The 19,511-nt window shown below is 62.3% G+C and carries 22 protein-coding genes; 8 read left to right on the top strand and 14 right to left on the bottom strand.

The features are described from left to right. Positions 1-17: 17 nt before the first annotated feature. Positions 18-1,907: an ABC-F family ATP-binding cassette domain-containing protein gene (locus AC0C6X_RS10850; RefSeq protein ID WP_247957846.1), complete on the bottom strand. Its 1,890-nt coding sequence runs from the start codon at positions 1,905-1,907 to the stop codon at positions 18-20. 313 nt (positions 1,908-2,220) lie between these two features. Between AC0C6X_RS10850 and AC0C6X_RS10845 the strand changes: the two genes are divergently transcribed. The 3 genes from AC0C6X_RS10845 (at position 2,221) to AC0C6X_RS10835 (ending at position 3,474) form a co-directional block, all read left to right on the top strand. Then, positions 2,221-2,508 carry a hypothetical protein gene (locus AC0C6X_RS10845; protein ID WP_472953043.1) on the top strand — a complete coding sequence of 96 codons (288 nt, stop codon included), beginning with the start codon at positions 2,221-2,223 and terminating at the stop codon, positions 2,506-2,508. 145 nt (positions 2,509-2,653) lie between these two features. Continuing rightward, positions 2,654-2,932, top strand: a complete 279-nt coding sequence (locus AC0C6X_RS10840) for a hypothetical protein (protein WP_472953041.1) — start codon at positions 2,654-2,656, stop codon at positions 2,930-2,932. A gap of 89 nt (positions 2,933-3,021) precedes the next feature. Continuing rightward, complete coding sequence (locus AC0C6X_RS10835) at positions 3,022-3,474, top strand: MarR family winged helix-turn-helix transcriptional regulator (RefSeq protein WP_472953038.1); 453 nt, start codon at positions 3,022-3,024, stop codon at positions 3,472-3,474. Positions 3,475-3,485: 11 nt separating this feature from the next. Here the strand turns inward: AC0C6X_RS10835 and AC0C6X_RS10830 are convergent, their stop codons facing one another. Beyond that, on the bottom strand, positions 3,486-4,487 hold the full coding sequence (locus AC0C6X_RS10830; RefSeq protein WP_472953036.1) for a GGDEF domain-containing protein: 1,002 nt from the start codon (positions 4,485-4,487) through the stop codon (positions 3,486-3,488). Positions 4,488-4,842: 355 nt separating this feature from the next. On the opposite strand from AC0C6X_RS10830, the gene AC0C6X_RS10825 reads away from it, so the two are divergent. After that, on the top strand, positions 4,843-7,443 hold the full coding sequence (locus AC0C6X_RS10825) for an AMP-binding protein (RefSeq protein WP_173516079.1): 2,601 nt from the start codon (positions 4,843-4,845) through the stop codon (positions 7,441-7,443). Here AC0C6X_RS10825 and AC0C6X_RS10820 read toward each other — a convergent pair. Further along, positions 7,429-7,938 carry a DinB family protein gene (locus tag AC0C6X_RS10820; protein WP_173516080.1) on the bottom strand — a complete coding sequence of 170 codons (510 nt, stop codon included), beginning with the start codon at positions 7,936-7,938 and terminating at the stop codon, positions 7,429-7,431. The two genes, AC0C6X_RS10825 and AC0C6X_RS10820, sit on opposite strands and share 15 nt — an antisense overlap. Before the next feature lie 134 nt (positions 7,939-8,072). Between AC0C6X_RS10820 and AC0C6X_RS10815 the strand changes: the two genes are divergently transcribed. Together AC0C6X_RS10815 and ndk are read left to right on the top strand one after the other, a co-directional pair. Further along, a complete protein-coding gene (locus AC0C6X_RS10815; RefSeq protein ID WP_247957843.1) occupies positions 8,073-8,762 on the top strand; it encodes a glutathione S-transferase family protein in 690 nt (229 codons plus the stop codon). 102 nt (positions 8,763-8,864) lie between these two features. Next, a complete protein-coding gene (ndk, locus tag AC0C6X_RS10810; RefSeq protein WP_003531616.1) occupies positions 8,865-9,287 on the top strand; it encodes a nucleoside-diphosphate kinase in 423 nt (140 codons plus the stop codon). A gap of 76 nt (positions 9,288-9,363) precedes the next feature. On the opposite strand, the gene AC0C6X_RS10805 is transcribed toward ndk, so the two are convergent. Continuing rightward, positions 9,364-9,864, bottom strand: a complete 501-nt coding sequence (locus tag AC0C6X_RS10805; RefSeq protein ID WP_173518106.1) for a hypothetical protein — start codon at positions 9,862-9,864, stop codon at positions 9,364-9,366. A 5-nt stretch (positions 9,865-9,869) separates the two neighbouring features. Continuing rightward, positions 9,870-10,430, bottom strand: coding sequence for a CGNR zinc finger domain-containing protein (locus AC0C6X_RS10800; RefSeq protein WP_173516082.1), 561 nt, complete (start codon positions 10,428-10,430; stop codon positions 9,870-9,872). Between the two features lie 67 nt (positions 10,431-10,497). On the opposite strand from AC0C6X_RS10800, the gene AC0C6X_RS10795 reads away from it, so the two are divergent. After that, the gene (locus AC0C6X_RS10795) at positions 10,498-11,394 is read left to right on the top strand and encodes a branched-chain amino acid ABC transporter permease (protein ID WP_173516083.1); all 897 of its coding nucleotides are present in this window, start codon (positions 10,498-10,500) and stop codon (positions 11,392-11,394) included. A gap of 38 nt (positions 11,395-11,432) precedes the next feature. Here the strand turns inward: AC0C6X_RS10795 and AC0C6X_RS10790 are convergent, their stop codons facing one another. The 5 genes from AC0C6X_RS10790 to AC0C6X_RS10770 all read right to left on the bottom strand — a co-directional run bounded on the left by AC0C6X_RS10790 (position 11,433) and on the right by AC0C6X_RS10770 (position 15,663). Further along, positions 11,433-11,900 carry a molybdenum cofactor biosynthesis protein MoaE gene (locus AC0C6X_RS10790; protein WP_472953024.1) on the bottom strand — a complete coding sequence of 156 codons (468 nt, stop codon included), beginning with the start codon at positions 11,898-11,900 and terminating at the stop codon, positions 11,433-11,435. Between the two features lie 4 nt (positions 11,901-11,904). Beyond that, complete coding sequence (gene moaD / locus AC0C6X_RS10785) at positions 11,905-12,165, bottom strand: molybdopterin converting factor subunit 1 (protein ID WP_173516085.1); 261 nt, start codon at positions 12,163-12,165, stop codon at positions 11,905-11,907. Beyond that, on the bottom strand, positions 12,162-12,749 hold the full coding sequence (pgsA, locus tag AC0C6X_RS10780) for a CDP-diacylglycerol--glycerol-3-phosphate 3-phosphatidyltransferase (protein ID WP_173516086.1): 588 nt from the start codon (positions 12,747-12,749) through the stop codon (positions 12,162-12,164). The genes moaD and pgsA overlap by 4 nt, the downstream gene beginning before the upstream one ends. A 128-nt stretch (positions 12,750-12,877) precedes the next feature. After that, positions 12,878-14,902, bottom strand: a complete 2,025-nt coding sequence (gene uvrC / locus AC0C6X_RS10775; RefSeq protein WP_247957840.1) for an excinuclease ABC subunit UvrC — start codon at positions 14,900-14,902, stop codon at positions 12,878-12,880. Next, entirely contained in the window at positions 14,899-15,663 is a 765-nt protein-coding gene (locus AC0C6X_RS10770) for an SDR family oxidoreductase (RefSeq protein ID WP_472953021.1), read from the bottom strand. Before AC0C6X_RS10770 ends, uvrC begins: the two co-directional genes overlap by 4 nt. Before the next feature lie 367 nt (positions 15,664-16,030). Here AC0C6X_RS10770 and AC0C6X_RS10765 point away from each other — a divergent pair, with 367 nt between their 5' ends. Beyond that, positions 16,031-16,669, top strand: coding sequence for an outer membrane protein (locus AC0C6X_RS10765; RefSeq protein WP_173516089.1), 639 nt, complete (start codon positions 16,031-16,033; stop codon positions 16,667-16,669). A gap of 64 nt (positions 16,670-16,733) precedes the next feature. Here AC0C6X_RS10765 and AC0C6X_RS10760 read toward each other — a convergent pair whose 3' ends face one another. The 4 genes from AC0C6X_RS10760 to AC0C6X_RS10745 all read right to left on the bottom strand — a co-directional run bounded on the left by AC0C6X_RS10760 (position 16,734) and on the right by AC0C6X_RS10745 (position 19,472). After that, positions 16,734-17,324, bottom strand: coding sequence for a glutathione S-transferase (locus AC0C6X_RS10760; protein WP_173516090.1), 591 nt, complete (start codon positions 17,322-17,324; stop codon positions 16,734-16,736). 67 nt (positions 17,325-17,391) lie between these two features. Beyond that, entirely contained in the window at positions 17,392-18,108 is a 717-nt protein-coding gene (locus tag AC0C6X_RS10755) for a ribonuclease T2 family protein (RefSeq protein WP_472953018.1), read from the bottom strand. A gap of 2 nt (positions 18,109-18,110) precedes the next feature. Next, positions 18,111-18,551, bottom strand: coding sequence for a hypothetical protein (locus AC0C6X_RS10750; protein ID WP_472953015.1), 441 nt, complete (start codon positions 18,549-18,551; stop codon positions 18,111-18,113). A gap of 51 nt (positions 18,552-18,602) precedes the next feature. After that, positions 18,603-19,472, bottom strand: a complete 870-nt coding sequence (locus tag AC0C6X_RS10745; RefSeq protein ID WP_472953013.1) for a 23S rRNA (adenine(2030)-N(6))-methyltransferase RlmJ — start codon at positions 19,470-19,472, stop codon at positions 18,603-18,605. Positions 19,473-19,511 lie beyond the last annotated feature (39 nt).

Raw genomic sequence — 19,511 nt, 5'->3', positions numbered from 1 at the left:
GACCGGCCGGCCCCATGTCAGCCGGCCATCGCCTCTTCGTATTCGGCGGAAAGCTCGAGCCATTGCTCTTCGGCGTGAACGAGTTTCGTTGCCGCGTCGGCGCGTTCCTTGGCCTTCTGTGCAGCTTTCGCAGGCGACTTTTCGTAGAGCGCCGGATCGGCCAGTTCCACATCAAGTGCCTGAATCAGTTTCTCCAGTTTCCCGGTCAAGGATTCGATTTCATTGATCTTCTTGCGAAGCGGTGCAAGCGAGGCGCGCTTGTCGGCATTGGCCTTGCGCTGGTCCGCCTTCGAAACGCTGTCTTCGGCGCTCGAAGGCTTGACCCCCTCGTCCTTCGCCTTGGTGCCGCCGACGATCAGGCTGCGATAATCCTCGAGGTCGCCGTCATAGCTCGCCACCGTTCCATCGCGCACCAGCCACAGCCGGTCGGCGGTCGCCTCGATCAGGTGTCGATCATGCGAGATCAGGATCACGGCACCGGAATAGTCGTTGAGTGCGGTGATCAGCGCGTTGCGGCTGTCGATGTCGAGGTGGTTGGTAGGCTCGTCGAGGATCAGGAGGTTCGGCGCATCGAAGGCGGCAAGGCCCATCAGCAGCCGCGCCTTTTCGCCGCCGGAGAGATCCTTGGCGGGTGTTTCCATCTTTTCCGTCGCAAGCCCCATCTGCGCCACGCGCGAGCGCACCTTGGCTTCCGGCGCATCCGGCATGCGCCGACGCACATGCTCGACCGCGCTCTGGGTCGGGATGAGGTCGTCCAACTGGTGCTGGGCGAAGAAGCCGACCTTGAGGTTCGGCGCGATCTTCAATTCACCTGCTTCGGGCGCGAGGCGGCCAGAGATGAACTTGGCGAAGGTGGACTTGCCGTTGCCGTTGGAGCCAAGCAGCGCGATGCGGTCGTCGGTGTCGATCCTGAGGTTCAGCCGCTTGAGGATCGGCTTGCCGGGCTCGTAGCCGACGGCGCCGCCGGTGACGGCGATGATCGGCGATGCTGCTTCCTTCTCTGGATCCGGGAAGGAGAAACCCTGGACATGGTCCTCGATGACGGCAGCCACGGTTCCCATGCGCTCCAGCGCCTTGATGCGGCTCTGCGCCTGGCGGGCCTTCGTCGCCTTGGCCCGGAACCGGTCGATGAAGCTCTGCAGATGCTTGCGGGCGGCGTCGTTTTTCGCCTTCGCCTTCATCTGCAATTCGTCGGCCTCGGCCTTCTGCCGCTCGAACTGATCGTAGGAGCCGCGATAGAAGGTGAGTTTCTTCTGGTCGAGGTGCACGATGGCGTTGACTGCGGTGTTCAGGAGATCGCGGTCGTGGCTGATGATGATGACCGTATGCGGATAGCGGCGGACATAGTCCTCCAGCCAGAGCGTGCCCTCGAGGTCGAGGTAGTTGGTCGGCTCGTCGAGCAGCAGCAGGTCGGGCTCGGAGAAAAGCACCGCGGCCAATGCCACGCGCATCCGCCAGCCGCCAGAGAAGGACGAGGCCGGCCGCTGCTGCGCCTCGTGGTCGAAGCCGAGGCCAGCGAGGATGCTGGCCGCCCGGGACTCGGCCGAGTGGGCGCCGATATCGGCAAGCCGCGTCTGGATCTCGGCGATGCGGTGCGGGTCCGTCGCGGTTTCCGCTTCGGCGATCAGTGCCGAGCGCTCCTTGTCAGCCTTGAGCACGATCTCGATCAGCGGTTCCTCGGTGCCGGGCGCTTCCTGCGCGACCTGGCCGATACGGGCATTCCTGGGCAGCGAGATGCTGCCGGCTTCGGAGGCAAAGTCGCCGGTGATGATGCGAAACAGCGTCGACTTGCCGGCACCGTTTCGGCCCACGAGCCCCGCCTTCGTGCCCGCCGGAAGCGTCACGGATGCATTTTCGATGAGGAGACGTCCCGCGATGCGGGCGGAAAGGCCGGAAATCTGGATCATTGCGGCCTTTTGCCCGGACTTGGCCGGGAAGGCAAGAGGCGCGGGTATGCAGCGTTTTCCTGCGGTGTCGGTCCGGGATTTCAAGAGGTCATTGTTATCGATTTTTGAACAACGCGTTCCGACAATCGATACTACACATCCTCATCGTGAGGGACCATCTCAATAGCGGAAGGGCGGGGAACGCTCTTCTGACCGCCTCGATCGACTGAACGCCATTGGCAAGGGCCCCGCGTTCCGAGGGACGACCGATCCGGCCACGGACATTTTAGATGAAACCTCGTTCGACCGAACGAGCCTCCCAGGAGTGAAGATCATGAAAACTGCAATCCAGACCGCTCTTTCCGCCGCTCTCGTTGCAACCGCCATCCTAGGTGGCGCCTCCGCTGCCTTGGCCGGCGGCAGCTACTACGAAGGCGTCAGCCCGACGCCACTCTATACCGAGCGCACGCCTGCCGTTACCGGCAAGTCGTCCTTTACCATCGGCAACTCTGAAGCCGGTTATGTCGACAGCACCAACACCGGTTCGGTGGTGAGCTACGGCGTCGCGCCGAAGAGCGTGCAGGGTGGCGAAGGCGAATATTATCAGGGCATCTCGCGCTGACCACGATGAAGAGGGGGGTGCGGGTTTCTGCCCGCACCCCTTTTCGAGGGATTTGATTGATCACCGCCGTGATCTTATGAAGCGTCCTCCCAAGCGCCCGGACGGGGTCAGCCCCGACTGCCCATCTCCACCAGGGAACAGATTGATGAAGAAGTCCATTGTCGCGATCCTCGTTGCGGCCGCCATGCTTGGTGGCGCCTCGGCCGCTGTGGCCGGCGGCAGCTACTATGAGGGCGTGAGCTCTACGCCGCTCTTTACCGGCCGTGCCCAGGCTTCCGCCGGCACCGGCGTCTCTGCGAGCACGACCAGCCGCGGCGACTACTACGCAGGTATCGAAGACCGATCCGTCGATGCGACGGCAACCGGTGCGATCGCCAGCAGCGACGCCAAGGCTTTTGGCCGGACCAACGAAAACAAGCAGTAAGTCACGCCAAACGGTTGACCGAACAGCCCGGTCCCGCCACGCGGGGCCGGGCTGTTGCGTTTTGGCGTTGCCAAATGAGGTACATTGCCATGACAGAAAAAGTCGAGGTCGTCGAGCGGCTCTTCGATCTCTATCACTGCGTTCATCGCCTGGTGAACGCGTCGATGTCGGAGGAAGGCGTTTCGCTCGCGCGCAGCAAGTTCCTGTTCTATCTCAACACGCTCGGACCCCGTCGCTGTGCGGATATCGCCGCGGCGCTCGGCTTTGCAGCGAGAACCGTCACCGAAGCGATCGACGGACTGGAACGAGACGGCATGGTCGTCCGTGAAGCGGATCCGGAGGATCGCCGTGCGAAGATCATATCGATTACCGATCGCGGCCGGCTGGCACTGGAAGCGGCGCTCCAGCCACGTCACCGCACGATCGACGAGTTGTTCTCGGCGCTCGATGACTGCGAGCGCGGCGAGCTCTTCCGCCTGCTCGGCTGTCTCCGGGAGAAGGCGACGGAGATCGACGAAAACCGCCAGCCGGTCGCCGCTTGACGTGTGGGCACCTAAGCGGCGTTCTGACAGTAGATCTTGCCGCGGTCGCGGCCGAGTGCCGCCGAATAACGCAGGATGCCGGCGCCATCCTGCGCTGCGGACAATGCCAGTTCCGCTTGGATCAGAAGATCGGCGCTGTTCGATGCCGGCTGCGCGACGGTGATGCCCGCCGCAAGCGAGAGCGTCTCGACGGTGTGCACGCGCCCGGGGAGGGTGACCTTCATTGCCTTTACGGATTGCAGGAGGCGCCGCGCAATGGCCTCGGCGTTCTCGGCGCTGACGTCCCGGCAGACAAAGGCGAAGTCCTGCTGGCCCACGCGGGCGACGAAGTCGTTTTTCTTGATCGACTTGCGAAACAGCGCCGACAGCCTGGCAAGCGCTTTGGCCGCGACCGTGCCGCCATGGTGCTCGGCCATCGCACGAAGCCCTTCCACGGAGACGAGAAGCAGAGCGACCGGCTGGTCGATCCGCTCCGTTTCGAGAATGGAGTCGAGCTTCGCTGAAAGTGCAAGCCGGTTCGGCAGGCCGGTGGCGGGGTCGCGGGTGAGCGACCGACCGCTTTCGGCCAGATCACCCTCCAGTTCGACGAAGCGTCGCGCGCCGTTTTCCAGAAGGTATTGCAGAGCGCTCTCTTCGTTCATCAATCGGCCAGCCGCTTCCCGCAGCCGTGCGGCTTCGTCGGCGACCCCCGTTAGGCCGGCGACGGGATCTGCTTCAAGCCGGCCGGCGAAGTGATCGAGTTCGGCCTTGAACGCTTGTTTCTGCACCAGCGCAAGCTTGAGCTTGCTGGCCATGTCGGCGAGGGCTTCCTGCGCTTCGGCCCTCGCCCGGTCCGCGGCGAGGGAAGCGTGGGAGACGAGGTGATGCTTGAGGCCCAGCGCGTCCAGCGAGTCCTGTAGCGGGTTGTGCCCGAGCGCGCCAAGCTCCCGGGAAAGCTGAGGCAGGCGACCGGACAGTGCTTCGTAGAAAAGCTCGTAATTGCGGGGCAGGGCAGCAACCCCATGCGCGGACATTGCGTGCGCCACCTTCAGAATGATTGCTGCTTGTCTCGCCTGCGATCGGCTGGCCTCCGCTGGAACTTGCCTGGTCATTCTGTCGGTCCTCAATGTCAGTAGGATGTGATGTCCGGATCGAGGGACACTATGAGAGACTGCATTTAAGGGAGTCTGAAGATTTCGCATTCCGCTCGTTCCCGCCCGGTATGGTTGCTGAATTCCATCTGCTCGCGGCGGGGCGCAACCGAGACTCGCATGCCAACTGACAGCTGTCAGCTTGGCAAAGTTTATACTTGACGCCTTTAGTCACCAATTATATTCGGCGCTGCTAAATCGGGCATCGAAGCCCGCGGACAAACAGCGACGGTCAAGGATGTCCCTCTCGTTCATTGCGGATCTGGCGAAATGGGGTGACCGTGCGGCGCTGGTCTTTTCCGGGCAACGGATCGTCACCTATCGGGAACTCGGCGAACGGGTCGCCCGCCAGGCGCTCGCCTTCGGCGGTTCACGCGGACTGGTGGTGATCGAGGCCGAGCTTTCCGAACATGCGATCATCGCTTACCTGGCGGCGCTGAGTGCGGGACATGCCGTGGCCCTGCAGGCTCCGAAGACCGGGGTGGCCCAATCCTGGGTCGATGCCTTCGAGCCCGATTACGGCTTTCGCCGCATCGATGGCCGCTGGCGCACGGAGTATCTGCGGCAAGATGGCAAGGCGCCGCATCCCGAGTTGGCGGTGATGCTCTCCACCTCCGGCACCACCGGTTGCGGCAAGGCCGTCCGCTTGTCCGGGGAAAACATCACGGCAAATGCCGCCTCCATTGCAGAATATCTCGGCCTGACGGCGGATGATCGCGGCTGCCTCATCCTGCCGCTTCACTACTCCTACGGTCTGTCGGTTCTGAACTCCCACCTGGCGGTTGGAGCAAGCCTCTATATTCCCGGTGGATCGGTCCTCGATGCCGGCTTTCTCGATGGTCTCGCCGCAAGCGGCAGCACAAACTTTGCAGGCGTGCCCTATTCCTACGAGTTGCTGGAGAAGGTGGGTTTCCGCGAACGGCGGTTCCCGCATTTGCGCTTCATGACCGTTGCCGGCGGTCGGTTGAGCCCGGAGATCATCCGTCTCTATGACGACCACCTTCGTGCCCAAGGCGCGTCCTTCTTTGCGATGTACGGCCAGACGGAGGCCACCGCGCGCATAGCCTTTGTGCCGCCGGCGGCACTTGCCGGCAACGAGGAGAGGATCGGCATAGCCATCCCCGGCGGGCACCTCTCGATCGAGAACGAGAACGGAGCGCCGATCGAAGGCGACGGTGTCGCCGGCGAACTCGTCTATCGCGGCCCGAACGTGATGATGGGCTACGCCACATCGCGCAAAGATCTCTGCCGTGGCGCCGAGCTTACCGAACTGCGCACCGGTGACCTCGCGATGCGCCATGCCGACGGCCTGTTCCAGATCGTCGGCCGCATGAAGCGGATTTCCAAGATTGCCGGCCTCAGGATCGCCCACGATGGGCTGGAAGCGGCGCTCGAAAGGCGTGGCATCGTGGCAGCCGTCGTCGGTGACGATGCCGGCCTTCATGCTTTCTACGCCGGCAGTCGTGATGCCGAGGAGATCAGACGGTTCCTCGCGCAAGCGAGCGGGCTGACGCTCGCGCATCTCAAGGCCACGCAGCTTGCCGAAATGCCGCGGCTTTCCAGCGGCAAGGTCGACTATAACGCACTCAAAATGACGGCCCGCCAGGCGGCAGCGACCGTCGACGACGACAACGGCGGCATCGAAGAGCTTTTTGCGCAGGTCTTCTATCCGAAGAGGGTGAAGCGCTCCGACAGTTTTGTGTCGCTGGGCGGCGATTCCTTGCGTTTCGTTCAGCTCTCGATCGGTCTGGAAAAGGCGCTGGGGCAAGTTCCCGACGCCTGGGAGACCTTGTCGATCGCCGAATTGTCGGCGCAGGAGCGCCGTGAGACCGCCACGCGACGGATCGGGATGGACCTGCTGATCCGCGCACTGGCGATTCTGCTCGTCGTCCTGCACCACGAGTTGCTTTGGCCCATCCCCGGCGGATCGGCAGCCATGGTCGTCCTCGCAGGCTTCAGCCTCGCCCGCTTCCAGATGGGGCCACTTCTGGCCGGAGATGGCCCGGCCATCCTGCGCCCGCTCGCCCAGGTGCTGGTGCCTTACTATCTGATCGTCGCTGCCTATGCGGTCACCTGGGGCGAGGTGCCCTGGGCCTCGGTCTTCCTCGTCGGCAATTTCGGTGTGGCCCTGCCGGAGGAACACGGCATGGTGCCGTATCTCTACTGGTTCATCGAAGCCTATTGCCAGATGATGCTCGTCTTTGTCGGGCTCTTCGCGATCCCGCAGTTCCGGCGCTTTGTCTCTGCAAGGCCCTTCGGTGCCGGCATGGCCCTGCTGTTTGCCGCTCTTGTCGCCAGGTTGACCCTGCCGCTCCTGTGGCCGATCGGCAATCGCCAGATCTTCACCCTGCCATGGATTTTCTATCTCGCCGTCATCGGCTGGTGCGCCGCGGTCGCCGAAACCGGCAAGCAGCGCCTGCTGCTGATGTTGTCCGGCGCCGGGGCGTTCCTGTTCTTCGGCCTATACGAGGGGGTCTGGATCGGGACGAAGATCAAATACCTGCTGCAAATCGCCGTCCTGGCAGCGCTGCTTTATCTTACGCGCGTCAGCGTGCCGCGCTGGGCGGCGCAGCTCGTCCTGCCTCTGTCGGCGGCGGGCTTCCACATCTACATCCTGCACCGCTTCGTTCCCGAGCTGCTGATGCTGCCGCTGCAACCGGCGTTGCCGCCGGTGGCGTTTTCGATCCTGTCGATCGTTGGCGGCATCGCGCTCGGCCTGGCCGCGTGGCTCGGCCAGCGTCAGCTTCTAAAGAAGCTTGCTGAGTGGCGGGAGCGCGAGCTCCGGCCGCTGCGATCGCTCGGCTTTGGGGCGCTGCGCTTTCCGCTACGCCCACTGTGACCCGTCAGTCCTGAGGAAGTGGGCCAGGTCCAGCGTCACGGACGGCTGGCCGAGTGCGGTCAGCGTCGCATGCGCCTGCCCACGGTGATGAGTCTGATGGTTGAAGAAGTGCCCGAGCGTCGGCGCCAGCTTCTGCGTGATAACCGTCGGGTTGGTGAGTGGCGTATAGGTGAGATCGGCGCTGAGGCGTTCCTCGCTCAAGCTGTCGATCCACGCAATGATGCGTTCGTCCTCGGCGTTGCGAGCGGTGGTGAGCGCCGGCAGATCGCCATGCAGGATCGTATCGAGCGCAGTGGGGGCATCACCCTCGCGCGTAAAGCGCTTCATCCACACCCGATCGGCGACAAGGATATGATTGAGGGTCGCCAGCAGCGAGCCGAAGAAGGCGCCGCGGTTTTCCCGCAGTTCGGCATCGGTCAATTCTGCCGCAGCGGCATAGATCAGGCGGTTCGCCCAGCGGTTATAGTCGGCGAACATGCGAAAGTGATCGAGCATTGGTATCTCCTTGAAGGGGCGGCGACGCTAACGCGAAACTGCATTTCTGTGGCTGATATCACTCATGAAATTTACTGATTTGATGACGCCGCCGATTTGTCGTTCAACGGGACGCCAACCGACCGGGAGTCTATATGTCGAGAAAACTCTATTCGCTTTGTGGGGCCGACAGGACGCGTCCCTTCTCGCCGCATGTGTGGAAGACGAAGATGTCGCTCGCGCACAAGGGGCTCGATTTTGACGTCGTGCCGATCGGCTTCACCGAAATCCCCGGCATCGAGAATGGAGCTACCACGCTGGTGCCGCTGTTGCGTGACGGGGAACGGCTGGTGAAGGACAGCTTCGACATCGCCCTCTACCTCGAAGAGACCTATCCGGACCGCCCGCCGCTTTTCGTCGGTGAGGGTGCGAAGGCCACCGCCCGTTTCGTGGAGGGTTGGTCGCAGACGACGCTGCATCCAGCCATCGCCCGGATCATTATCAAGGATATTCATGATAGCCTTGATCCCGTCGATCAGGCCTATTTCCGGCAAAGCCGCGAAAAGCGCTTCGGCACGTCGCTGGAAGCGGTCGCCGAAGGTGGCCCGGCTGCCCTTGCCACGTTCGCCGAAAAGCTCGAGCCGCTTCGCCACATGCTGAAGTTTCAGGATTTCCTGGGTGGCGCAGAACCGCTTTTCGCTGATTATATCGTCTTCGGGGCATTTCAGTGGGCGCGCATCGTCTCGCCGCAAAGCCTGCTTCAGCCAGGCGATCCCGTCACCGGCTGGTTCGAACGCTGCCTCGACCTGCATGGCGGCCTCGGACGGACTGTGACGGCTGCATGAAACCCGCTCGGCTCGAGCCGAATCATCGGCAGGCCCCCTTGTTTTGCGCGGGATTGGCGGCTAATGAACCGCCACTTCTCAAGAAACAAGGGATTTGAGCCAATGGCTATTGAACGTACCTTCTCGATGATCAAGCCGGACGCGACCAAGCGCAACCTTACCGGCGCCATCACCAAGATGCTCGAAGATGCCGGCCTGCGCGTAGTCGCCTCCAAGCGCGTCTGGATGAGCCGTCGCGAAGCCGAAGGCTTCTACGCCGTTCACAAGGAACGTCCGTTCTTCGGCGAACTGGTCGAGTTCATGTCCTCCGGCCCGACGGTCGTTCAGGTTCTCGAAGGCGAAAATGCAATCGCCAAGAACCGCGAAGTCATGGGCGCCACCAACCCGGCAAACGCTGCCGAAGGCACCATCCGCAAGGTTCACGCCCTGTCGATCGGCGAAAACTCGGTTCACGGTTCGGATGCCCCGGAAACTGCTGCTGAAGAAATCGCCTACTGGTTCTCGGGCACCGAGATCGTTGGCTGATTAAAAATCTCCAGTTTGAGCCGCAACGGCTTGAATTGACTTGGATTTGAACCGGAGCGGAAACGCTCCGGTTTTTTCATATGGGGCATTTCGCGGTCTCGAAATGTTCGGGAGTCTTGCCGTCGCGGAAGACTTCCGGATTCTTGTCGTAGGCGGGGCCCTCGACCAGTGCCTTGGCCGGCAGGATATCCTGGTCGATATCCGAGATGACTGTGGTCTCCAGTTTCTGCAGCGTTTCGCCGTCAGGTCCCTTCACTTCGATCGTCACCGCATAGGGTCTTTCCTTTTTCACGCAGGTCAAATCAGGACTTTCCAGCACCACCCTGTCGAGCTTTGGAAAGAGCTTGCGCGTCAGCGTGAACGGCTTGCCGCCCACCGGGTTCTCGAAGGTGGCGACGACGACGCTGCCCTCGGGCACGGGCTCTGTCTTCTGAAGCGTGATCGTGTAGACCGCGTAGGCAAGGCGGTAATTGAAGACGAACATCTTGCCCGTCAGCTTCAGCGGATCCGGTCCGGTCTCGCGCTGACAGCCGGTGGTGGCGAGTGTGATGGCAAGTGCTGCCAAGATCCCGATCATCCTTGTCATGGGCCTGCTTCTTCCCTGTTGCGATGGTAGTGGCGCTTGGCCTTGTTGCGATTGCCGCAGACCGCCATGTCGCACCAGGTCCGGCTGCGGTTGCGGCTGCGGTCGAGAAACAGCCAGCCGCAATTCGGGCAGATCTTCAGCCGGTCGGGCTCGGGGTTGGCGGCAAGGCTGAGTGCCGAATGCGCGGTCGCGGTGTCGAGCGGAAGCGCGCCGCCGTGCGGCACGGGACCGCGCAGAACCACCGCGATCGCCTCGAGCAAGTCGGCCAGGAACTCCGGCCGGCCATTTTTCGATATCTCCGCGCGGAAGTGCCTGTCGGTCGCTTCGCGCAGCCGCAGAAGGCCCGCGCGCCGTTCAGCCGCCACGGGCAGCAGCGGACCAAAGCGGGTGTTCTCCGCCCCGAAACGGTTGGCAGCTTCCGCAAAGGTATCGATCGCTGCAACGTCGGCGAAACGGTCGATCCGGCGCTCGGGATCGAAGCGCAGGACGATGGAATTGGCCACGTCCAGCGCCAAGGCGCCGCCGGCAAAACGATGGGCTGTCCAGGTGAAGGTCATACGAAAATCCTAACTGGCAAAAATGATTTTACCAGTTATATTGATCTTGTCACGCTCCGGATGCGCCATGCTCTATTTTCTGCAGCAACTCGCCAATGCCGTCCCTGTCGCCGCGCTTTATGCGGTGCTTGCCTTTGGCTATGCCATCGCTTTCGCCGTGACACGTCGAGCGGATCTTACCTATGGCGCGCTCTTTGCTTTCTCGGGCCAGATGTTCGTGCTGTTTGCGGATCTCGGCTGGAACCGGCTGTGGCTGGTGCTGCCGGCTGCGCTCGGCCTCGGCGCGGCTGCGGCCTTGAGTTTCGGCCTTGGCGCCGGGCTCGTCGCCGGGCGTTATGTCATGCGGCCGCTCGCCTTTTCGTCAGCCAACACCGTCGTCGTGGCCTCGCTCGGCTGCCTGCTGGTCCTGATGGAAACGGCGCGGCTCGCCTCTGAGACACGCAGCCTGTGGCTGCCGCCGTTCCTGAACGGGAACATCGTTTTCTGGGACGATCCGCGCTTTCCGGTGACGCTGACGGTCATCCAGCTCGGCAACACCGCGCTCATGGCCGCGCTCGTGGCAGCCGGGCACTGGTATCTCACGCATTCACGGGCAGGGCGGTTCTGGCGCGCGGTATCAGAGGATCGGGGTGCGGCGGCACTCTGCGGCGTCGATGCCGCGACCGTTTACATCGTCGCCTATGGCGCGGCATCGCTGATCGCTGCCTTCTGCGGCATTCTTGCAGCGTCCTACTACGGCAACATGGATTTCGGCACGGGGCTCACTTTCGGCGTCAAGGTGCTGTTCATCGCCGCGATCGGTGGCCAGGCCTCGCCGCTCTACGCCGCACTCGGTGCCGCCGGAGTCGGCTTGCTGGAAACGCTGTGGAGCGCCTATGGTCCGATCCTGTGGCGCGACTTTGCGATCTTCGGGTTTCTGGTGCTCGTGCTCGCGGTGACGCGCAAGGAGAAGATCATTCCCTGACTGGCGGATGGGCCACGGGTGTTCCGTGCCAGCGCGGCCTATTTCGTCGACCAGCGCTCCCGCGCCGTGTCGTCGGCATCCTTCGCGCTGACCCAGCCGCCGCTGGTGCCGTCGCCAAGGTGCTCCTTCTTCCAGAAGGGCGCCGAAGTCTTCAGGAAGTCCATGATGAAGTTGGCGCCGTCGAAGGCGGCCTGCCGGTGCCGCGAGGCGGTAACCACCAGCACGATGTTTTCGCCGGGCTTGACCTTGCCGTAGCGGTGGATGGCGGTCGCGGCCTGCAGCGAGAAACGCGCGGCTGCGTCGCGGCAGATGCGTTCGATTTCCGCCTCGGCCATGCCCGGATAATGTTCGAGCTCGAGGGCGGCGAGCGTGCCCGCTTCATCGCGGCAAAGCCCGGAAAAGGTGACGACGGCACCGATATCGGTCCGTCCCGCCGAGAGTTTCGCGACCTCGCCATTGAGGTCGAAGTCCTCGCGCTGAACGCGCACGGTCACCGGCGTGCGCATTGCCTCAACCACCCGTCATCGGTGGAAACAGGGCGATCTCCCGGGCGCCGGCGATCGGCTCGCGATGGTCGACATGTTCCTGGTTGATGGCCGCGCGGATGACGTTTTCATGTTCGAGCGCCGCCTCGTACTCCTCGCCGAGCGTCTTCAGATGGGTGAGGAGGTCGGCAATGGTGACGACGCCGGCGGGAACGTCCAGCGTCTCTTCGCCCTTGCCGATGCGCTCCCGCACCCAGGAGAAATAGACGAGATTGACGGTGCTCATTCGTTGACCACGTGCTTGAGGCCGGCGCGGAAATAGTCGTAGCCCGTGTAGAGCGTGATCCCGGCGGCGATCCACAGGAGCACGATACCCGCTTCCGTCGTATAGGGCAAAATCTTGTCGCCGGCGGGGCCTGCCAGCAGGAAGGCGATGGCGACCATCTGGATCGTCGTCTTCCACTTGGCGATGCGCGTCACGGGAACGCTGACCTTCAGCGCTGCCAGATATTCACGCAGGCCGGACACCAGGATTTCGCGGCAGAGGATGATGATCGCAGCCCAGATCGACCAGCCGGCAATCGTCTGATCGGCGGCGACGAGCAGCAGGATCGACGCGACCAGGAGCTTGTCCGCAATCGGGTCGAGCATGCGGCCGATGTTCGACGTCTGATTCCAGATGCGGGCGAGATAGCCGTCGAAGAAATCGGTGATCGATGCAACGATAAAGAGCGTGACCGCCGTCCAGCGTGCGAAATCCGAACTGTGCAGCCGACCCTCGATGAAGAAGCAGAGGACGATCAACGGCACGATCAGGATTCGGAAATAGGTGAGTAGGTTCGGGATGCTGTAGGCGACAGGCTTGGCCATGGATTCGTGTTCTCTGGTTCGTCAGGTACAGAATGACTTTGCTGGCCGGAGGTCAACAGGTCATCGTCGGCAACTGTCATATTTGCCCTATTGCATGTGAACGCCGGGTGAATTGTGACACCCGGTTTTCATTTCGCAGCATCGTCGTGGAAATGTTCATAGACCAGCCGGGCCACCGTTTCGGAGATGCCCGAGACGGCCATGAGGTCGCTGATGCCGGCGCGCGAGACGGCCTTGGCGGTGCCGAAATGCGTCAGCAGCGCACGCTTGCGCGTGGGCCCGATGCCGGCGATCTCATCGAGCGGGTTCTTGACCATCTCTTTCTTGCGGCGGGCGCGGTGCGAGCCGATGGCGAAACGGTGTGCTTCGTCGCGCAGCCGCTGGATGAAATAGAGCACAGGATCGCGCGGCGGCAGCGTGAAGCTGTCGCGGCCGAGCGCGAAGAAGCGCTCGCGTCCCGCGTCGCGGTCGACCCCCTTGGCGACGCCGATCGCCGTCACGCAATCCTCGACGTCGAGTTCTTTGAGAATGGCGCGCACGGCGGTCATCTGGCCCTGGCCGCCGTCGATGAGGATGACATCCGGCCAGGCGGGGAAGGCGCCATCATCGACAGCCTCGGCGCTCCTGTCCGGCTTGCCTTCCTCCTTCAGCAGTCGCGAGAACCGCCGGGTCATCACCTCGCGCATCATGCCGAAGTCGTCGCCGGGCGTGATGTCGGTCGATTTGATGTTGAACTTGCGGTATTGCCCTTTGACGAAGCCTTCCGGTCCCGCCACGACCATGCCGCCGACGGCATTGGTGCCCATGATGTGGGAGTTGTCGTAGATCTCGATACGGCGCGGCACGCGCTCAAGCTTGAAGGTTTCGGAGAAGCCCTCGAGCAGGCGCGATTGCGAGGCGGTTTCCGCCAGCTTGCGGCCATGGGCTTCGCGCGCATTGGCAAGCGCGTGGTCGACGAGATCCTTCTTCTCGCCGCGCTGCGGCACCTGGATCGCGACCTTGTATCCGGACTTCTCGCTGAGCGCTTGGCCCAGAAGTTCCTGTTCCTCCACGGCCTCACAGAGAAGGATCTGCCGGGGGCAGGGCTTGTCGTCGTAGAACTGGGCCAGGAACTGCGAAAGCACCTCGGCCGCCGGCAGCGACGGGTCGGCCTTCGGGAAATAGGCACGGTTGCCCCAGTTCTGCCCGGTGCGGAAGAAGAAGACCTGGATGCAGGATATGCCGCCCTCGTGGTGGATGGCAAAGACGTCCGCCTCCTCGACACCGGCGGGATTGATGCCCTGGTGGCTCTGCACGTGGCTCAGCGCCGCCAGCCGGTCGCGGTAAAGGGCCGCTCGCTCGAAGTCGAGGTTCTCCGATGCTTCGCTCATGGCGGCGGCGATGGTCGCCTTCACCGACTGGCTCTTGCCAGAGAGGAAGTCCTTGGCCTCGCGCACCAGCTCCGCATAGTCGGGATCGCTGATTTCACCGGTGCAGGGCGCCGAGCAGCGCTTGATCTGGTAGAGCAGGCAGGGCCGCGTCCGGGTCTCGAAGACGCTGTCTGTACAGGTTCTGAGCAGGAAGGCGCGCTGCAGCGAATTGATCGTGCGGCCGACCGCGCCGGCGGAGGCGAAGGGACCGAAATAGTCGCCCTTGCGGCTGCGCGCGCCGCGGTGCTTGTAGAGCGCCGGCGCGCGGCTGTCGCCCGTCACCAGAATATAGGGAAACGACTTGTCGTCGCGCAAAAGCACGTTGAAGCGCGGCCTGAGGCGCTTGATTAGGTTCGCTTCGAGAAGCAGCGCCTCGATCTCGGTGCGCGTCGTCACGAACTCCATGTTTGCCGTTTCGCGCACCATGCGCGCGATACGGTTGGAGTGGCCACGCCCCTGGGCATAGTTGTTGACGCGCTTCTTCAGGCTGCGCGCCTTGCCGACATAGAGAACGTCGCCGGCCTCGTTGAACATGCGATAGACGCCGGGCCCGTTCGGCAAGAGCTTGACGAAGGCCTGGATCAGTTCCGCGCCCTTCAATCCCTCTGTCTCGACGCGATTCTCGTTCCACTCGACAGGCGTGGCGGCGCTTTCGCTTTCCGCGACCTCGATCAGATCGTCGTCGTCTTCCGCCTCGGTGCCGTCATAGAGGATGCCGCCGTCTGTCGGCACGCGTCCGTTCATTCCACTATCTCCCTGATGTCGGGCGTTTCCCAGGCGAGGTGCTGGCCCCCGTCGAGGGCGATCATCTGTCCGGTAATCGATGGCGTGTCGAACAGGAAGCGGATCGTCCGTCCGAATTCGTCGAGCGTCGGCCCGCGTTTGAGAATCAGGGCTTCGACCTGTGCCTCAAAATCCTTCCGGTCCTGCCGCTCGTTCGGCAGCGTCGGCCCGGGGCCGATACCGTTGACGCGGATGCGCGGGGCGAGCGCCTGCGCCATCGTCCGGGTAGCCGTCCAAAGCGCCGACTTGGACAACATATAGGAATAAAAGCGCGGATTGGGAGCCCAGACGCGCTGGTCGATCACATTGACAATGAGCCCATTGGCGTCCGGCGGAAGCAATGCAGCGAAGTCGCGCGCCAACAGGGAAGGGGCCTTCACATGCAGGGCGAAGTGCTGATCCCAGATTGCTTCGTCGAAGGCGTCGAGGCTGTCCTTCTTGAACACCGAGGCATTGTTGACGAGCAGATCCAGCGGGCCAAGTGCCTCTGCGGCGCGTGCGATCAGCGTCGAAGTCTCGGCCGTATTGGTGAGATCGGCGCGAAGCGCGACGGCCTTCGTTTTACTTTTCGAGAGGGTCTCGGCCAGTGCTTCCGCTTCGGCAAATGAGGCGTCGGCGTGAATGGCGACCGAAAAGCCATGGGCCGCGAGGTCCTCAACTATAGCCTTGCCGATCCGCTTGGCGCCCCCGGTCACGAGGGCCGCCTTCCGTGCTTTCTTCACCGTTTCATCCCGCTATTTCGAATCCTCGCGTCAGCGGACGAAGATATAGGCAAGAAACGTGAGCCTGAAACACTCCCTGACAGTTCCTTGCCGAAAAATTAATGGAATTGGCGTAAATTGTATTATTTTGCAGTCTTATAGTATATCTTTCGTTAATCTTGAATTATGGTTAATAAATTCCGTGTGGCACCAAAGCAACATCAAATTTTGGGCGTGTTTGCGCCACCAAAATTTCACATTTTGGCTCTTGTGAATCCTCATTTGCTGGCCAATTTCAACTCAACCGGGCGGGTTAATTGAAAGTTGTCCGATGTTTCACTGTGGGACCCCAAGCCCAGGGGGCATCGGTACGAAAAGGAGAATATTTATGCGTACGCTCACCACCACCCTCATGGCTTCCGCTATGACCCTCATCGCCTTCCAGGCCGCCCAGGCTGCTGATGCGATCGACGAAGTTCCGGCTGCCCCGCAGGCCGAATACACCGAGCCGGCAGTGAAGAACTGGTCGGGTGCCTATGTCGGTGGTACCGCCGATTGGCACCATGGTCAGCATGACGCGACCGGCAGCAATACGGCAGCCGGCTTCGGCGGTGGTCTCTACGGCGGCTACAACGTGCAGAGCGGTCAGATCGTATACGGCGGTGAAGCCGATGTCGGCTACTCCGGCCAGGATTCGAGCAAGGGTAACCTGCGCATGAAGCAGGGCGTCAACGGCTCGTTGCGTGCTCGCGTCGGTGTCGATCTGAACCCGGTTCTGCTTTACGGCACCGCCGGTCTGGCCGTCGGTCAGGCCAAGGGCACCGTTGGTGGCGCTTCCGACAAGAACACCATGGTCGGCTGGACCGCAGGTGCCGGCGCGGAAACCTTCGTCACCGACAACATCACCGCACGCGTCGAGTACCGTTACACGGACTACGGCTCGAAGGACTTCAAGATGGGCGGCACCAACGTCTCCTCCGGCTACGACGAGCACAGTGTTCGCGTCGGTATGGGCGTGAAGTTCTGATCGGCTTCTGCCGGATCGTAAAAAGGCCGGGGAGACCCGGCCTTTTTCATGTCCCGTCTTCGTTTCAAGCTTTGAACTTGGAATAGTCGGGGAAGTGCTTTTCAAATTTTGCCGGCCAGTTCTTGAGCTTGGCGCGGCCCTTCTGCCATTCGCCGGCAAAGCGCAACTCGATGTAGCGCAGCATCGCCGCGAGGGCGAAATGGCCGGCATGGAGCTTGGCTCCGGTCTTCGGCAGGTTGGCGTTCAGATGGTCGAGGCTGCGTTCGACCTTTTCCCATTGCCGGTCGATCCAGGGCTGATGCACCTTTTCCGGCGGGTGAAAGCGTTTTTCGTAGACGATGGCAAGCAGGCTGTCGCAGATGCCGTCACACAGCGCTTCCAGCAGCTCGACATCGGTGCGCTTGCCGGCATTCTTCGGGTAGAGCTTGCCCTTGGTCTCCCGGTCGACGAAATGCATGATCGTACGGCTGTCATAGATTGCCCGACCATCGTTAAGGATGAGCGTCGGAATCTTGCCGAGCGGATTGTTGTCGATCAGTTCCGGCGGGTTGGCGTTGGTGTCGGTCAACACGCTTTCGGCCGAATACCCCGCATAATGTGCTGCCATGCGAACCTTGTTCGAATAGGGCGAGGCGGGCGAGTACAGTATCTTCATCGAACGTCTTTCTTCTGGTGCGGTGCAATTCCCGGCGCTGCGCCGGGAGTCGCGTAAAAACAAATATCTATGGAGCCGGAGGCAGCGAAACGCGGTCTTTCCTGCATGCCTGGCGATCGACCGCCGGGCAGGGTCGGAAATTCAGCGACTTGTCGAAGCAGACCCGAATTTCTTCGAGCCTGTTGCCTTCGCACGTAACCGCGACCGCATCTTTTGTCATGCCAGGGTTTTTGGTGACGAGCGCGCTTTCGATTGCGTTGACGGACAAATTCATCTGCTGCCGGGGAGGCGAGAGCTCCGGGGGCAGGGCAAGTTTATTCCAGGCCGCGCGCGTGACGGCGAAATAGTCTTCCTGGCTGAGGCCGGAACAGGTGCCGTGCTTGCGCCATTGATGGCCAATCAGCCCCATCGATGGGATCAGGTCGAGATATTGCTTGCCGAGAGAGGCGGGCACACGATCGGACTGTCGCGTCGGGCAGAAATCCGGATAGCCCTTTTCGTTCTGAGGCCAGAGGCCGTGCACGATCAGGCCGCGGTTGCTGCCGATCTCGCATTGGCTGGATTTTCCGTTGGGATCGTTGTCGCCACACCAGGTCGGCGACCAGGAGAGCGAAAGCACGTAGAAATCGAAGCCGCTGCCGACCGGTACCGCGGTGGTCGCTTTCGCGGACTGCGTTCCGGTCGCGGCCGGCGCCTTTTCGGCGTTTTGATCGCTACAGCCGACCAGGCTGGCCGCAACGAGAAGCGCCGGCAGAAGCCGGCGCGCATCCCGGATTGCTTTCATGGTTAGCGGAGCGAGGCGCAATGCGCGCCGTAGACATACCAGGGATCAAGCCCGCCGACGCAGAACTCGATGTTTCTGCCGACGCCGGCAAAGCCCCAGGGACGTTCGATGAGATAGTAGAGCGAACGCTGCTGGCCATCCGTCATGACGGCCGTGGCAAAGCAATATTCGCGCTCGACCAGATGCGTCTCGTCACGAAACTCATGCCGGTCGTGTCCCATATTGCGGATCTCCGCGATCGAGAGATCGGCGTGCAAGTAGTTCGCAGCCCGGTACTCGAAGCGTGAGGTGATGAAGCCAAGCACCGAGGCTTCGCTGCAAACCCCTGCGTCATAAGATTGGACCTGCCCGCTACCGATATAATCGGCTGCGGATGCGCCCGGCGCCGCAGCGCCGGCGAGGGAAAGCGAGATGAGAAGCGTTGCTGCGAGCGTGCGAGTCATGGGCGTCTCCCTATATCGTCACACGAGATTGCGGTGTGTCGCGCCCGTCCGTCAAGCCCCTCGGGTTGCCTGTTCTTCGCCGCGCAGCCAGAAGCAGCGTGCGGAGGCAAAGCGATCCTGCGCCAGCCGTGCTTTCAGGAACGGAAGCAGCAGGTCGAGCTCGCCTTTCAGCGTAAAGGGTGGGTTGACGATGATGAGACCAGAGCCCGAAAGGCCGGTGGTTTCGCGGTCGCTGCGGACCGACACTTCGGCGCAGAGCATCTTCGGAATCTCGAGTGCCTTCAGCGCTTCGTGGAAAGCCTTGATCGGCGCGCCCTGCTTCAATGGATACCAGAGGCAATAGATGCCGCCGGCAAAGCGCCTATAGGCGCGCGCGAGGCCATCAGCGAGGCGTTCGTATTCGCCTTCCTTTTCGAAAGGCGGATCGACGAGAATCAGCCCGCGCTTTTCCTTCGGTGGCAGGTGGGCGCCCAGCGCCAGCCAGCCGTCGAGCTCGGCGATGCGGCTCTGGAAGTCGCCGTCGAAAAGACGGTGCAGAGTCTCATAGTCGTCCGGGTGCAGTTCCATGGCCGATAGCCGGTCCTGCGGCCGGAAGAGCATGCGCGCCAGCTTCGGCGAGCCGGGATAAAGCGTCAGCTCGGTGCCGGGATTGAGCGTGCGGATGGACGAAAGATAAGGAGCCAGGATGGCGGCGATATCTGCGGGCAGATCACCGTCGAGCAGCCGGCCGATGCCGTCGCGCCATTCGCCGGTTTTCTGTGCCTCTTCGCTGGAGAGGTCGTAGAGCCCGGTGCCGGCATGGGTGTCGAGCACGCGAAACGCCTTCTCCTTCTGCTGGAGATAGGTGACAAGCCGCGCCAGCACCGCATGTTTCAGGACGTCGGCGAAATTGCCCGCGTGGTAGATGTGCCGATAGTTCATGAGCGCCGCCGATGGCCGTGATCAATTGTTTCGATGGGT

It is taken from the genome of Ensifer sp. VA4, from assembly GCF_055710065.1.
This window is presented reverse-complemented; position numbering and strand designations above follow the sequence as displayed.